This window comes from Novosphingobium sp. NDB2Meth1, assembly GCF_900117425.1.
Taxonomy (GTDB): Bacteria; Pseudomonadota; Alphaproteobacteria; order Sphingomonadales; family Sphingomonadaceae; genus Novosphingobium.
Genome location: NZ_FPEH01000032.1, coordinates 105,616 through 119,618, shown reverse-complemented (window position 1 = coordinate 119,618; position 14,003 = coordinate 105,616). Strand labels below are relative to the sequence as shown.

At 64.0% G+C, this 14,003-nt stretch carries 10 protein-coding genes and 1 pseudogene; 6 read left to right on the top strand and 5 right to left on the bottom strand.

What is annotated here, in order from left to right; all coding sequences use genetic code 11:
• Position 1 precedes the first annotated feature (1 nt).
• Together NDB2M1_RS18725 and NDB2M1_RS18720 are read right to left on the bottom strand one after the other, a co-directional pair.
• Positions 2-1,066 carry an LLM class flavin-dependent oxidoreductase gene (locus NDB2M1_RS18725; RefSeq protein ID WP_072384324.1) on the bottom strand — a complete coding sequence of 355 codons (1,065 nt, stop codon included), beginning with the start codon at positions 1,064-1,066 and terminating at the stop codon, positions 2-4.
• Between the two features lie 33 nt (positions 1,067-1,099).
• Complete coding sequence (locus NDB2M1_RS18720; protein ID WP_171955447.1) at positions 1,100-2,722, bottom strand: FAD-binding oxidoreductase; 1,623 nt, start codon at positions 2,720-2,722, stop codon at positions 1,100-1,102.
• Between the two features lie 195 nt (positions 2,723-2,917).
• Here NDB2M1_RS18720 and NDB2M1_RS18715 point away from each other — a divergent pair, with 195 nt between their 5' ends.
• Entirely contained in the window at positions 2,918-3,667 is a 750-nt protein-coding gene (locus tag NDB2M1_RS18715; protein ID WP_143146839.1) for an SDR family oxidoreductase, read from the top strand.
• Between the two features lie 90 nt (positions 3,668-3,757).
• Here NDB2M1_RS18715 and NDB2M1_RS23215 read toward each other — a convergent pair whose 3' ends face one another.
• The 3 genes and pseudogenes from NDB2M1_RS23215 to NDB2M1_RS18705 form a co-directional block, all read right to left on the bottom strand.
• Entirely contained in the window at positions 3,758-4,936 is a 1,179-nt protein-coding gene (locus NDB2M1_RS23215; RefSeq protein WP_253185952.1) for a TonB-dependent receptor, read from the bottom strand.
• Between the two features lie 961 nt (positions 4,937-5,897).
• A pseudogene (locus tag NDB2M1_RS23210) lies at positions 5,898-6,299 on the bottom strand (TonB-dependent receptor plug domain-containing protein); the annotation flags it as partial.
• A 56-nt stretch (positions 6,300-6,355) separates the two neighbouring features.
• Positions 6,356-7,105, bottom strand: a complete 750-nt coding sequence (locus NDB2M1_RS18705) for an aspartate/glutamate racemase family protein (protein WP_231625063.1) — start codon at positions 7,103-7,105, stop codon at positions 6,356-6,358.
• 82 nt (positions 7,106-7,187) lie between these two features.
• Between NDB2M1_RS18705 and NDB2M1_RS18700 the strand changes: the two genes are divergently transcribed.
• The 5 genes from NDB2M1_RS18700 to NDB2M1_RS18680 all read left to right on the top strand — a co-directional run bounded on the left by NDB2M1_RS18700 (position 7,188) and on the right by NDB2M1_RS18680 (position 13,995).
• The gene (locus NDB2M1_RS18700) at positions 7,188-7,862 is read left to right on the top strand and encodes a GntR family transcriptional regulator (RefSeq protein WP_072384323.1); all 675 of its coding nucleotides are present in this window, start codon (positions 7,188-7,190) and stop codon (positions 7,860-7,862) included.
• A gap of 66 nt (positions 7,863-7,928) precedes the next feature.
• Entirely contained in the window at positions 7,929-8,849 is a 921-nt protein-coding gene (locus tag NDB2M1_RS18695) for a hydroxymethylglutaryl-CoA lyase (RefSeq protein ID WP_072384322.1), read from the top strand.
• Entirely contained in the window at positions 8,850-10,898 is a 2,049-nt protein-coding gene (locus NDB2M1_RS18690) for a hydantoinase/oxoprolinase family protein (RefSeq protein WP_072384321.1), read from the top strand.
• A 16-nt stretch (positions 10,899-10,914) separates the two neighbouring features.
• Positions 10,915-12,789, top strand: a complete 1,875-nt coding sequence (locus tag NDB2M1_RS18685) for a hydantoinase B/oxoprolinase family protein (protein WP_072384320.1) — start codon at positions 10,915-10,917, stop codon at positions 12,787-12,789.
• A gap of 3 nt (positions 12,790-12,792) precedes the next feature.
• Entirely contained in the window at positions 12,793-13,995 is a 1,203-nt protein-coding gene (locus NDB2M1_RS18680) for a CaiB/BaiF CoA transferase family protein (protein ID WP_072384319.1), read from the top strand.
• The last annotated feature ends 8 nt before the right edge of the window (positions 13,996-14,003 follow it).

Genomic DNA, 14,003 nt, shown 5'->3' with positions numbered 1-14,003 from the left:
GTCAGTTCCTGCACTTGAGCAGCGGCATGACCCGCTCGCCGAAATCGGTGATCCCGCCCACGAAATCGGGCCAACTGAACAACATGCCGTCGATGCCTGTTTCCGCGGAGATCTCGTCGATCCGAAGCGCCAGCGTTTCCGGGCTACCCGCCAGCACCGGAATGCCCATGAACGCCATGTTGCCTTCCTCAAGGCCGAGCGAGAGCCCGGACTTCAGCCGTTCGGCAATCCCGCCCGCATTGGTGTCCATCGCCGCGCTCGCCATGATGTTGGCGATGGCACCGTGGTCCGCCCCGGCGATGATCGCGTCCGCCTGCGCCTTCGCTTCGGCATCGGTGCGCGCGACGATCATGTGCATCAGCGCATAGGTGCCCACCTTGCGGCCATGCGATGCGGCGGCGGCGTGGACATTGGCGACGATCGACTTGAGCGCTTCGGGATGCGCGATAACGAAGTTCTGGTCGCCCATCTCGGCAGTGAAGGCGATACCCTTGGGGCTTTGCCCGGCGCAGACGATGGGGATTTCGCGGCCCGGCTGTGGATAGACGCTGCATCCATCGAGCGAGAAGAACTCGCCCTTGAACGAGGTCTCGCCGGTGCGCCACAGATCCTTGAGGACCGTCAGGTATTCGCGCGCGTAGTCGTAGCGGCGGTCGAAGTACTCATCCCCGCGCCACAGGCCCATCTGCGTGTATTCGGGCTTGTTCCAACCGGTGACGATGTTGAGCCCGCAGCGCCCTTCGCTGATGTCGTCGATGGTCGAGATCATCCGCGCGACCACGGGCGGATGCGCGCTCAACAGTGTCACACTTGGGAACAGCCCGATGGTCTTGGTATCAGCCGCAAGCGCCGCCATCAGCGTGAAGCTTTCGAGGCAGGCGTCCCAATAGCCGGTCTCGCCGCCGAAGCCTTTGAACTTCATCATCGACAGCACGAAGTCGAGCCCCAGGCGCTCGGCTTCCTGCGAAATGGCCTTGTTGTGCTGGTAGGTCGGCAGATAGACCGGGCTGCCCTTTGAGGGGATGTAGCCATTGCTGCCGTTGGGGAGGAAAACACCGAATTTCATGCCAATCGCTCCGATGCCTCTTTCTTGCAGTCGTTATAGCCCGAGCGCTCCGGGGTTCATCAGGCGCTCAGGGTCCACCACGGCCTTGACGCCTGCAACCAGCTCGCCCAGCGCCTCGTTGTTCATGATCTCGCGGTAGGGGTAGTACTTCCCGATCTGCAGATGCAGCCCGCCGAGTTCATCGAAGAGGTCGCGCAATTCGTCGCGCAGGCCGAGCGCGACCGCCCGGCGCGCTTCGTCGGCGGGAATGTCGCGCCACTTCTCGGCAAACTCAGGCTCGATCAGCGAAAGGCGGAATTCTCCGAGCTGATCGTGCCAGTAGAAGCTGGGCTCGATCACGAATTCCGGGCCAGAGAAGCATGTGAGGTAGCTGGTCTTGATGCCCCACTGCTCCATCAGCGGCTTGCGCTCCGCGAGGAAGCGCTCGGTCGCCTGCGCCGCCGGAATGGCGCGCGAAAGCGGGAAGTAGCCGTGCACCGGGATCCAGATCTCGCCCTGCGAGCCCAGGAGGATCGTCCGCACGCCGCCAAAGGGCGCATTGCGGAAGACGGTGGGGATCGAATTGGCCATCTCGGTGCCGCCTTCATCGGCGCATATCTCGGCGGCCAGATCGGTATGCTCGGCCGCTACCACTTCGGTCAGCGCATCTAGCGTCATGTGCAGCGAATAGGGCACGTTGCGCAGGATCTTCTTGCCGCCAAGCGCCACCCGCGCCGCGTTCTTCAAGCCCTTGAGACCGCCTTTGCGCGCAATCTTGCCGACGAGCGAGAGCCCTTCCTCGAAGGTGATGCCCTGGCTTTCGAACCCGGCGTTGTAATAGGGATCGAAGCCGTAGCATTCAGACGCGATGCCCATCCGCGCAATCCGGACCTGCGCTGCGAGCATCGCCTCGAGCGTGTCGAACTTGTAGGACAGGTAGCCGGTGTGGCCGGCCGTGCGCACCAGGCGCAAGGCCGCAACGGCCTTCACTCCCATGGCCCCGGTGTCGGCGGTGAAGAGGCCTGTCACATCGGGACCGAAATGCCGCCAGAATGGGCTCGAGTTCTTATGTGCCCAGCTCCCGGTCGTGACCACGCGGCCATCGGCGAGCACGACCTTGAGGCCGATAACGGTCTGCGCGGCGGTGCCGCCGGTGCCGGAGCCGTGAAACAGGCTGTTCTGCGATAGCGCACCGCCGACCGTCGCATAGGCGCCGGACAGCGGCCCCCAATAGGGTGTGCGCACACCGTGCGGGGCCAGCGCCTCGTGCAGTTCCTTCCAGGTGCAGCCGGTTTCGACGATCACGTACATGTCGTCGGCGTTGATTTCGATTACGCGGTTCATCTTGCGCATGTCGATCAGCACGCTGCGCGCGCGTTCGGGCGTATAGCCGCTGGTATAGCTCATCCCGCCGCCGCGCGGGACCACCGCGAAACCGGCACGTGTGGCAACGCCCACTGCATCGGCGAGCGCTTCGACGCTGGCTGGCTGGAGCACCATCGCAGCGACTTCATGCGGGCGAAAGCTGAGGTCCTGAGAGTAGAAGGCGCGGCTGGCATCATCGAGCAGGACATTGTCGCGGCCAAGAATTTGCCGGAGCTGCTCGATCGTCGCGCCGTCGGCGGAAGGACCGCCGCTGCTACCTTCGCCCGCTTGATCCTGGGGAATCGCCGCCATGCTCATCTCCCTCGCTTTATTCGCGAAAATGTATACTAGGTTTGATGATCCGCAAGCTCAAATCCAATTACTCGGCAATCTTTGTGCACATTTCTCGCAAAAGTTCCCGAAGTAGCCTTGTCGCTTGATCTCTTGGGATGCATCCTGCCGGGCGGCAAAAACGTCAGCAAAATGCAGTTTGAAAGGATGTTTCACATGCGAGCAGCATTGGTATCCGGCGCCGGAATCGGCATCGGCGCGGCGACAGCAAAAATCCTCGGGCGCGAGGGCTATCATGTGATCGTGAGCGACATTCTGAAGGCAGAAGGCGAGGCTGTGGCCGAGGAGATCCGGGCAGCAGGCGGCTCGGCCGAACATGTCACGCTCGATGTCGGCGATACCGAAGCGTGCGATGCCGTGATTGCCGATATCGATGCGCGGTTCGGCGCGCTTTCGGCGCTCGTCGCCAATGCCGGGATCGCGCCGCGAGCCGCCTATCCGATCCTGACGGACGGTAAGTGGGACGAAGTCCTGAACGTAAACCTCAAGGGCCAGCTGCGCCTGATCCGCGCTGCCGCCCCGGCTATGAGCGCGCGGCAGCAAGGCGCGATCGTCTGCGTTTCCTCCATTGCCGGCGCAGTGGTCGGTTGGGACGATCACTGGCACTATTCCGCCGCCAAGGCCGGGATCACCGGCATGGTCAAGGCGGCCGCCTGCGAGCTCGCCAAAGCGAATGTGCGGGTCAATGCCGTCGCACCGGGCTTCATCCGCACGGCCCAGATTCTTTCCGAAGAGAACTCGCTGGGGCCGGAGGGGCTGGCCGCGGCCGAAACAACGGTGCCGCTGCGCCGGGCCGGACATGCTTCGGAAATCGGCGAAGTGATCGCCTTCCTCTTGTCCGACAAGGCGAGCTACGTGACCGGGCAGACGATCGTGGTGGACGGCGGCCTGACCGTCGCGCTCTGAAACTGCCGCCGCGCGCTCTGCAAGGGGCACAAAAAAACCGGGCCATGCAGCGCTGCATGGCCCGGTTCTGTTTCAGGCTGACGGTTCAGTTCAGAACTTGAACGTCCCTTCGACGCCGATGGTGCGCAGCGCACCCGGAGCGACGAACGCGCCGCCGAATTCCGGCGCGACGATCACTTCCTGAAGGTAGCGCTTCTTGGTCACGTTGTTGGCGAACGCCACCAGCGACCAGTGATCACCCTTCAGACCGCCACGCAGGTTGAGGATGCCGTAAGCATCGCGGCGGCTGTTGGTGTAGTTCGCGCCCAGACCGAAGATGGTCGGCACATTGTTGTTCTGGACGGTGTGGAAGTAGGTCGGACCGGTCAGGCGATAGTCGGCGCGCAGCAGCAGGCCGAGGCTGTCGGTGATCGGACCGTCATACTGGGCGCCGAGGTTGACGGTGTACTTCGACGTCGCCGGAGCGTCGTTGCCCACCGTGTAGGGACGAGCCGAGTTCTTCTTGATCTCGCTGTCGGTGTAGTTGGCTGAACCAAACACGGTGAAGCCCTTCGCGATGCGCGCGTTGAACGAACCTTCGACGCCCTTGAAGGTCACCTTGTCGATGTTGGAGACGACGCGGAGCAGACCGAACGGGCCGACGAAGAATTCGAAGAACTGCGAATTGCGGACATTGGTGATATAGCCCGCCAGTTCGAAGTTCACGCCCGGTACGATCGTACCCTTCACACCGGCTTCCCAGGCGCTCGAGATTTCCTTCTTGTAGTCGTCGAAGATCGTCAGGCCCGCGCCGATACCCGCGTTGAAGAAGCCGTTCACGATCGCGGCCGAACCGGCGTTGTTGAAGCCGCCCGTCTTGAAGTCGATGCCCCAGTTGGCGAACAGGTTGACGTTGTCGGTCGCCGCGTAGCTGATCGAGATCTTCGGCTGGAAGTGCTTGTAGGTCTGCTTGCGCGGGGCAAGCACGCCGCTGGGGTTGTAGGCCGGATCGAGACCGGGGTTGAGGTAGTAGTTGGCCGGCGTGGTCGCGGTGCCGTTCGGGTTACCGGTAAGCACGTTGCCAACCCAGCGCGTCAGGCGGCCGGCCGGAATGCCGTTTTCGGTTTCGCGCTGCTCGATGTCGTAGCGGCCGGCAAAGCTGAGCTTCAGCTTGTCGGTCGGCTTGTACTCGAGCGAGCCGAAGAACGCGTAGACGTTGGTCTTGAACGTATCCTCGGCCAGCGCTTCGGTCCGGTTGCGAGGATCGGTGGTGTAGCACTCGCGGATCACGCCCTGGCCGGTGTCGACGCCAAGGTTGTTGCAGTTGAAGCGATCGATGTTTGAAGCGATCGATGTTGAGATAGTAGCTGCCCAGCGACCAGTTCAGACCGCTGCCTGCATCGCCGGCAAGGCGCACTTCGGCCGAAATGTCCCTTTGGTTGCGCCGCTGATACTGCGAACCGTCGCAGGTGACCGGCGAATAGGGATTGAGGAAGACCGCCGGGTTGCCGAGATCGACCCCGAATGGCGCCTGAACCGGGAAGCCCTTGAGCGCCGCAGCGGTTGCGATGCAGGTGCTTTCGTTGTTGAAGAACCCGAAGGTGCCGCTGGTGCCGTCGGCGTAGAAGTCGTTCTTCGTGTTGCTGTACGAGACGTAGCCGGTCAGCTTGATCGCATCGGTCAGGGTCTGCGACAGGCGGACCGAGGTTTCAAACGACGACTGGTTGTTTTCCGGGTTGATGTTGCGGGCGAAGACGAACTGGTGCTTGTTCGCGTCGATGTTGAAAACCGGCGCATTGAAGGCGGCGGCGAGGCCCGGCAGCTGGAAGATCGCGTTGAACGCGATCGCCGCGCCCTTCAGCTTGCTGTAGCGCGCCTTGAGGTCGATCTCGGTGTCGCTGCTCGGCGTGTAGAGCAGGCGGCCGTTGATGTTCCAGCGCTGGTTGTCGTCAACCGAAGCGCCGATGCCCTTGGGCTGATTGGGATAGGTGCTGGCGTAGAGCGGGCTGGTCTGGAAAATGTCGCGGTAGAAGCCGTCGGTGGTGGCATATTCACCGTTGACCACGAAGCCGAGGTTCGAACCCAGCGGTCCGCTGACGACGGCCGCACCAGCGAAAGTGTTGTTGTTGGCAGCCGATGCCCGGCCCGAGACCTCGAGCTTGTCACCGGGCTTCTTGGTGGCGATCACGATCGCGCCGGCAACCGCGCTGCGGCCGTAGTACGCGCCCTGGGGCCCCTTCAGGATTTCGATCTGGGTCAGCGCGCCCTGATCCTGCGCCAGCAGCGCGGTGTTCGACTTGAGCACGCCGTCGACGACGAGCGCGACGTTGTTCTCACCGTCGCGGGCGCCGTTGATGCCGCGGATCGCGATCTGGGTATCGCCAGCCTCGACCACGCCGGAGACGATGGTGACGCCCGGTGTCAGCTGGACATAGTCTGCCGCGACGCGCGCACCCGTATTGGCGATCGCGGCTGCGGTGATGACGGTGACGGAGGCCGGCACATCCTTGAGCTTCTCGTCCTCGCGCCGTGCCGTGACGACGATCTCATCCGAGGGAGCGGCCGCCTGCGGCGCTTCCTGGGCATGGACAGACACTGGCGCAAGCACGGATATGGCAACCGAGCTCAGGATCAGATACTTGGTCTTCCTCATGTTTACCCCCTTATATATCCCTGAATTTCAATGATTATTAATGTCTGATAATTGTCTCAGGCGCTCCCTCTGCGAATGCCTGCGTCATTGCCTACCTGCGGTGCCGGGAACGCCTTCTTGCTGTGCGACAGTCCGAGCTGGACCAGCAGTTCGGCCTGCTTGTAGGCAATCAGCCCCGGATTGATCACCGGAATCGGCAGGTTCTGCGCGAGCCAGTGCGCGGACTGGTGCATCGTCGTCGAGCCGAGCACGATCACGTCCGCGCCGTCTTCGGCCATCGCTGCTTCGGCCTCGGCCTTGAGCTTGGCAAAAACCACCTCTTCCTTGCCATCGAGCAGTTCGGCGAGGTCAGGACGCGTCTTGATCGAACGCAGGCCGGAGCAGCGAGGCCAGAAGCCGTATTCGGTCAGCGTCTTCTCATAGAGCGGGAACCATTCGTCCCACATCGTCAGCACGCAGAACTTCTTGCCGAGCATCATGGCCGCGTGAAAGGCACACTCGCCGGGGCCGACCACGGGGATCGAGAGACGCGAGCGCAGCGCGCGCAGTCCTGAGTCGCTGACCGTATCGATCACCACTGCCGAGTAGCCTTCCGCCTCGGCATCGATCCCGGCCTGGAAGACAGTCCAATCCATCAGCATCGTGTCGTGGTAGGAGTCGCCGAGCGCGGCGCCCCACTTGACGGCGACGAATTCGGGGCTGAACCCTGGAGCAATCACATCGGGCGCAAGCTGGGCAGCGCGGTTGGCGACGCCGGCTTCGTCCATCGGGATCGGAACGATGACTTTGATGCGATGTTCGGTCACGCGACGATGCACCCCGGCCTGTTGCGATTGTGTGCGAACCTAATGTATACAATGACACTCGGTCAAGCAGGAGTAATAGAGAATGTCGCGCGCGTCCGATCGAGCTTACGTGATGATCCGCGACATGATCCTGTCCGGCGACCTGCCCTCTGGGGCAAAGATCGGCGAAGAGGCGCTGGCGGAGCAATGCGGAGTTTCACGCACCCCGATTCGCGAAGCGCTGGGCCGTCTCGAGGCCGAACTGCTAATCCGCCGCAGCGACACGCAGCGCAGCTATGTGGCAGACTGGTCGCTGGAGGATGTCGAGGAAGTGTTCGAACTGCGCGGCCTTCTGGAGAGCCGCGCCGCACGCCGCGCGGCCACCCGCATCAGTCACAGCCAGATCGAGCGACTGAAGACGCATCACGCCGCAATTGGCGAGGCAATCAACGCGCCGACGCCCGACACGCAGCAGTTTGTCGAGCACAACCATCTGTTTCACAGCGTAATTCTGGAAGCCTCCGCATCGGCTGAACTGACCAGCATGCTGGCGCGGATCATTGAGCGGCCGATCGTGCATCGTACGGCCCGCAACTACTCTTTCGACGATCTCAAGCGCTCGCATCGCCAGCACGGCGAGCTCGTTGCCGCGTTCGAGCAGCGCGATCCGGCATGGGCGGAAGCGGTGATGGTTTCCCATATCCGCCGCGCGTTCCACACCTATGCCAACGCGCATATCGACCAGCGGATACCGGATATGTCGCAAGCTGCTGAATAGTCGCAAAGAATGGGGGCGACGGGTGAGCCCTCTTGATTTTGTATGCAAAACTGCGATGCTCGAAAGATGGGATCAACAAGCATAGAGTTCGTCGAGGTCGGTCCGCGGGATGGCCTTCAGAACGAGCGGACGGTGGTTTCGACCGCCGACAAACTCGAACTGATTGCGCGTTCGATAGCGGCCGGTGCCCGGCGAATCGAAGTGACCAGTTTCGTGAACCCCACGCGAGTTCCGCAGATGGCGGACGCCGAGGCGGTCTGCGCCGCCTTGCCCGAAAGGGCAGGCGTCACCTTCATCGGCCTCGTCATGAATGCGCGCGGGGCCGACCGGGCGATTGCGACCGGCAGGATTGACCAGCTTGGCGCAGTGGCCGTGGCCACAGACAAGTTTGCCATCGCCAACCAGGGCCAGACCAGCGACGAATCGGTCGATGCCGCCAAGGCGATCATCAGCAAGGCCCGCGATGCGGGGTTGACCGCGCAGGCGACGATCGGTGCGTCGTTCGGTTGCCCTTTCGAGGGCGAGGTGGACGAGGCGCGTGTGGTGGAGATGGCGCGCCGGCTTGCGGAAGCAGAGCCGGTTGAGGTCGCCCTCGCGGATACCATCGGCGTTGCCGATCCGGGGCACGTATCGCGGCTAGTGGCGGCAGTGCGCGCTGCCATCGATCCGCTGCCGGTGCGGGTGCATTTCCACAACACGCGCGGCACGGGCCTCGCCAATGTCTGGGCGGCGGTCAACGCCGGCGCGACCGTTGTCGACGCCGCGCTCGGCGGCCTCGGCGGCTGTCCGTTCGCGCCCGGCGCGGCTGGCAACGTCTCCAGCGAAGACGTCGTCTACATGCTGGAGCGCGCGCACATTTCGACAGGCATGGACCTTGATCAGCTGATCGAGAGCAGTGCCTGGCTCACAGGAATCATCGGTCGGAAATTGCCGGGCATGGTGGCGCAGGCGCCGCGATTCCCGCAGCAGCAAACAAAGGACGCATAGATGGGTTACCGTTTGGGGGTTGATGTCGGCGGCACGTTCACCGACCTGCTGTTGTTCGACGAGACGACCGGCGCCTTCTGGCGCCACAAGACGCCGTCTACCCCGCACGACAGCTCGGAAGGCATCCTCACCGGCGTCACCGCGATCTGCGAGAAGGCGTCGGTCGATCCCAAGGAGATCGAATACTTCCTTCACGGCACGACGGTCGCGACGAACGCGGTGCTTGAAGGCAAGGGCGCACGCGTCGGCCTGATCACCACCGATGGCTATCGCCATGTGCTGCAGATCGCGCGCTCCTATGTGCCGGGCGGCCTTGCGGGCTGGATCATCTGGCCCAAGCCGACACCGCTCGCCGCGCTGGAGGATACCGTGACGGTCGGCGGCCGCATGGATGCCGCAGGCAAGGAAGTGCGCCCGCTCGATGAAGCCAGCGTCAGGACGGCGCTGCTCAAGCTCAAGGACCAGGGCGTCGAGGCGATCACTGTCTCGCTGATCAACGCCTACGTGAACGGCAGCCACGAAGCCCGCATCGGCGAAATGGCGCGCGAGATGATGCAGGACATCCCCGTCTCATTGAGCCACGAAGTCTTGCCCGAAATGCAGGAGTACGAACGCACGCTGACCACGGTGGCCAATGCGGCGGTGCGTCCGGTCGTCGGCCGCTATGTCTCGAGCCTGCGTGACAAGCTTGCGGCATCGGGCATGAACGGCAAGCTTTCGCTGCTGCGCTCCGATGGCGGCCTGATGTCCGCCCAGAAGGCGGAAGAGCAGCCGGTCAACATCCTTATGTCCGGCCCTGCCGGCGGCGTGACGGGCGCGCTGTGGGTCGGCAAGAATGCCGGCATCCGCAATATCCTGACGCTCGACGTCGGCGGTACTTCGACCGACGTCGCGCTGATCGAGAACCTCGAGCCGCGCCGCCAGCGCACGACCGAAGTCGGCCACCTCTCGGTCCGCGCCTCGGCGCTCGACGTGAAGACGGTTGGCGCCGGTGGCGGCTCGATCGCCTATGTCCCCGAACTCACCAAGGCGCTGCGTGTCGGGCCGCAGTCCGCAGGCGCGGTGCCGGGGCCGGTCGCCTACGGCAAGGGCGGCGAACTGCCGACGGTGACCGACGCCAATGTCGTCCTCGGCTATCTGCCGGAAAATCTCCTCGGCGGCAGCTTCAAGCTCGACCGCGAAGGCGCCAAGCGCGCGGTGCAGACCATCGCCGATGCGCTGGGGATCGACCTGATGGCCGCCGCGCGCGGCATCATCGACATCGTCAACGAGAACATGTTCGGCGCGCTGCGGATGATTTCGGTGCAGCAGGGCTATGATCCGCGCCACTTCGCGCTGATGGGCTTCGGCGGCGCAGGGCCGCTCCACGTGAACGCCGTGGCCCGCCTGATGAGCAGCTGGCCGGCGGTCTCTCCGGTCTCGCCGGGCGTGCTGTGCGCACTTGGCGATGCGACGACGCGGATGCGCACCGAAACCGCGCGTTCGTTCTCGCGCCTTGCCACGCAGACCGATGCGGCCGAGCTGATCGCGGTCCTGAAGGACATGGCAGAGCAGACCCGCGCCGAACTGCGCGCCGACGGGCTTGCCGACGCGAGCATCGAAAGCGAGTTCGAAGTGGACGTGCGCTACGCCGGGCAGGCCTTCGAAGTGCCGCTCACCATCACGGCAGAAGTGCTGGAGCGCGACGGTATCGACGGCATCATCAAGCGCTTCGACGAAGAGCACCTGCGCCTGTTCACCTTCAACATGGATACGCCGCACGAGATCGTGAACCTGCGCGCTGTCGCGCTCGGCCAGGCGCTCGACCTGCCCGCTGCGGAACTGCCCAAGGGGGATGGCAATCCCATTGGCGCAAAGATGCGCGATCACACCTTGTGGATGGATGGCAAGGAGCAGGCTGCGGTGATCTATGATCGCGCCAAGCTGCGCCAGGGCGACGTGATCCCCGGCCCCGCCATCGTCATCGAAATGGATTCCACGACCCTGATCGAGACCGGCTGTGTTGCGGTTGTTGACCGTGTCGGCAACATCCTGATCAACCTGGCCTGAGAGGAGGCAAGAGCCCATGCCCGCAACCATCATCCAGACCAATCCTGCGCCCTTCGAGAAGCTGGCAATCGATCCGGTCACGCTCGACATCATCGAGAACGCGCTCCGCAACGCGCGCAATGAAATGGACGCCACGCTCAAGCGCACCGCGATGTCGCCAGGCATCCGCGAGCAGGGCGACGCCTTTCCGCTGGTCGCCGACCATGCCGGGCGCATGATCGTCGGCCAGTTCGGCAGCTTCATCGGCGGCTTCCTCGAGGGCTACGAAGGCACGCTCGAAGACGGCGACATGATCTTCCTGTCCGACCCCTATTCGGTCGGCGGCGCAATCAGCCACTCGAACGACTGGCTGGTCCTGCTGCCTGTGTTCAAGAACGGCCGCCTGATCGGCTACACCGCGATGTTCGGCCACCAGGCGGATATCGGCGGCAAGGTGGTCGGCTCGATGCCGATCGATTCGCGCTCGATCTTCGAGGAGGGCGTGCGCATTCCGCCGGTCAAGATCTGGAAGAAGGGCGAGTACAACGAAGACCTGATAAAGCTCGTCATGCACCAGACGCGCAAGCCGGACTGGTGCCAGGCGGACCTCAACGCGCTGATCGCCTCATGCCGCGTCGCCGCGCGCCGCGTGATCGAGATGGCCGAACGCTTCGGCGAGGACGTCTACGTTTCCGCCACCGAAGAGCTGCTGGCGCGCAACCACCGCGCGATGAAAGCACTGATCGGCATGGCGATCGCCGAGGATCCGGTGAGCTTCGAGGACTATATCTGCGACGATGGCATGGGCGCCGGGCCGTTCAAGATCAAATGCACGATGTGGCGCGAAGGCGAGAAAGTGATCCTCGATTTCGACGGCACCGACCCGCAGAGCCAGTACTCGATCAATTTCCTGCTCAACGAGAACATGTTCCGCATGTTCTTCGGCATCTACATGATCATGGTGTTCGACCCGCAGATCCTGTTCAACGACGGATTCTACGATCTCATCGACGTGCGCATTCCGGAAGGCTCGCTGCTCAAGCCGAAGTTCCCCGCCGCGCTCTCGGGCCGCACCCATGCGCTGGGCCGCATCTTCGACATCCTTGGCGGCCTGCTGGGCCAGAAGACTCCGGAGTTCCTCAACGCCGCCGGCTTCTCGTCGAGCCCGCACCTGTTCTACTCGGGCCTTGATGCCAAGGGCGAATGGTTCCAGCTGTTCCAGATCGGCTTCGGCGGCATTCCGGGCCGTCCGATGGGCGACGGGCCGGACGGGCACTCGCTGTGGCCGGGCTTCACCAACGTGCCGAACGAGTTCCTCGAGCGCTATTTTCCGCTGCTGATCGAGAACTATGAAACCGTGCCCGACAGCGGCGGCGCCGGCCTCCACCGCGGCGGCAACGGCATCAACATGACCTACCGCTTCCTCGCGGACGGCACCATCTCGGCGCATGACGACCGCTGGTTCGTGCCGCCTTGGGGCGTCAACGGCGGCGAGCCGGGCGCCCGCGCGCGCAAGATCGTGGAGAAGCCCGATGGCCGCAGGATCATCATCGGCAACAAGGTCGATGCCTATCCGGTGGAGGCGGGCGACCTGCTGCACTTCATCACCTGGGGCGGCGGCGGCTGGGGCGATCCGCTCGAGCGCGATCCCGCGCTCGTCGGCAAGGAAATCACGCAAGGGCTGGTCACGCCGGAAGGCGCGAAGGCCTACGGCGTGATCGCGAACGACAATGGCGAGGTCGATCTGGCGGCAACCGAGGCGCTGCGCGTCAAGCTGCGCGCCGAACGTCCGCCGCTCGGCCTGTTCAACTTCGGCCCGGATATCGAAACCTTGCGCGCCAATTGCGAGGCAGAAACCGGCCTTCCCGCTCCCGTCCAGCCTGTTTGGCAGACGGCGCAGGCAGCGGAGTAAGCCATGGCTGGGGCAGTGGCGAACGAGGGTGCTCTGAAGGGCATCCGGGTGGTCGAACTCGGTCAGTTGCTGGCGGGTCCGTTCTGCGGGCAGCTTCTTGGCGACATGGGCGCGGACGTGATCAAGGTCGAGCCGCCGGGTGCGGGCGATCCGATGCGCGACTGGGGGCTGGGCGATGACAAGGTCAACTGGGAAGTCATTGCGCGCAACAAGAAGTCGGTTTCGGCCAACTTGCGGGTGGCCGAGGGCCAGGAGCTAGTGCGCCGGCTGCTCGCCACGGCCGACGTAATGGTCGAGAACTTCAAGCCGGGCACGCTGGAAAAGTGGGGCCTCGGCCCTGATGCGCTGCACGCGATCAATCCGGGCCTGATCATCGCGCGCATGTCGGGCTATGGGCAGACCGGGCCCTATTCGGACCGGGCCGGCTTCGGCGGGATCGGCGAGGCGATGGGCGGCTGGCGCTACATCGTCGGCGAACCGGACCGTCCGCCGAGCCGCATGGGCATTTCGATCGGCGATACGCTGACAGCGACCTATGGCTGCATGGGCGTGCTCGCCGCGCTGCATTCGCGCAGCTCGACCGGCAAGGGGCAGGTCATCGACACCGCCCTTTACGAAGCGGTCCTGCAGGTCATGGAAAGCGTGATCCCGGAATACGACCATTCGGGGATCATCCGCGAACGCTCGGGCTCGTTCCTGCCCGGCATCGCGCCGTCCAACGTCTACAAGTGCAGCGACGGCGACTTCATGATCGGTGCCAACAAGGACGCGATCTTCGCGCGGCTGGCCGAAGCCATGGGCCGGCCCGAACTGGCGACCGACCCGCGCTATGCCACCCACGTGGCGCGTGGCACCAACCAGCTCGAACTCGATGCGCTCATCAACGAGTGGACGAAGACCCTCACCATCGAGGAAGTCGACGCGCTGATGATCAAGCACTCGATTCCGGCGGGCAAGGTCTATCGCGCGCCGGAAATGCTGGCCGACCCGCACTTCCAGGCGCGCGAGGCGATCATCGAGGTGGAGACCGAGCGCTTCGGCAAGCTCAAGATGCAGAACGTTGTGCCGCGCCTTTCCGCCACGCCGAGCAGCGTGCGCACCCCGGCGCCATCAATCGTCGGCCAGCACAATGCCGAGATCTATGGCGACCTGCTGGGCCTTGATGAGGCGCAGCTGGCCGATCTTGCCGCGCGCGGGATCATCTGAGGGGAACG

Bases quoted from the DNA above. Each gene is read 5' to 3' on its own strand.
- NDB2M1_RS18690 (WP_072384321.1), top strand. From the start codon at position 8,850: ATGGGTTACCGTTTGGGGGTTGATGTCGGCGGCACGTTCACCGACCTG.
- NDB2M1_RS18680 (WP_072384319.1), top strand. From the start codon at position 12,793: ATGGCTGGGGCAGTGGCGAACGAGGGTGCTCTGAAGGGCATCCGGGTG.
- NDB2M1_RS18685 (WP_072384320.1), top strand. From the start codon at position 10,915: ATGCCCGCAACCATCATCCAGACCAATCCTGCGCCCTTCGAGAAGCTG.
- NDB2M1_RS18725 (WP_072384324.1), bottom strand. From the start codon at position 1,066: ATGAAATTCGGTGTTTTCCTCCCCAACGGCAGCAATGGCTACATCCCC.
- NDB2M1_RS18715 (WP_143146839.1), top strand. From the start codon at position 2,918: ATGCGAGCAGCATTGGTATCCGGCGCCGGAATCGGCATCGGCGCGGCG.
- NDB2M1_RS18700 (WP_072384323.1), top strand. From the start codon at position 7,188: ATGTCGCGCGCGTCCGATCGAGCTTACGTGATGATCCGCGACATGATC.
- NDB2M1_RS18720 (WP_171955447.1), bottom strand. From the start codon at position 2,722: ATGGCGGCGATTCCCCAGGATCAAGCGGGCGAAGGTAGCAGCGGCGGT.
- NDB2M1_RS18695 (WP_072384322.1), top strand. From the start codon at position 7,929: ATGGGATCAACAAGCATAGAGTTCGTCGAGGTCGGTCCGCGGGATGGC.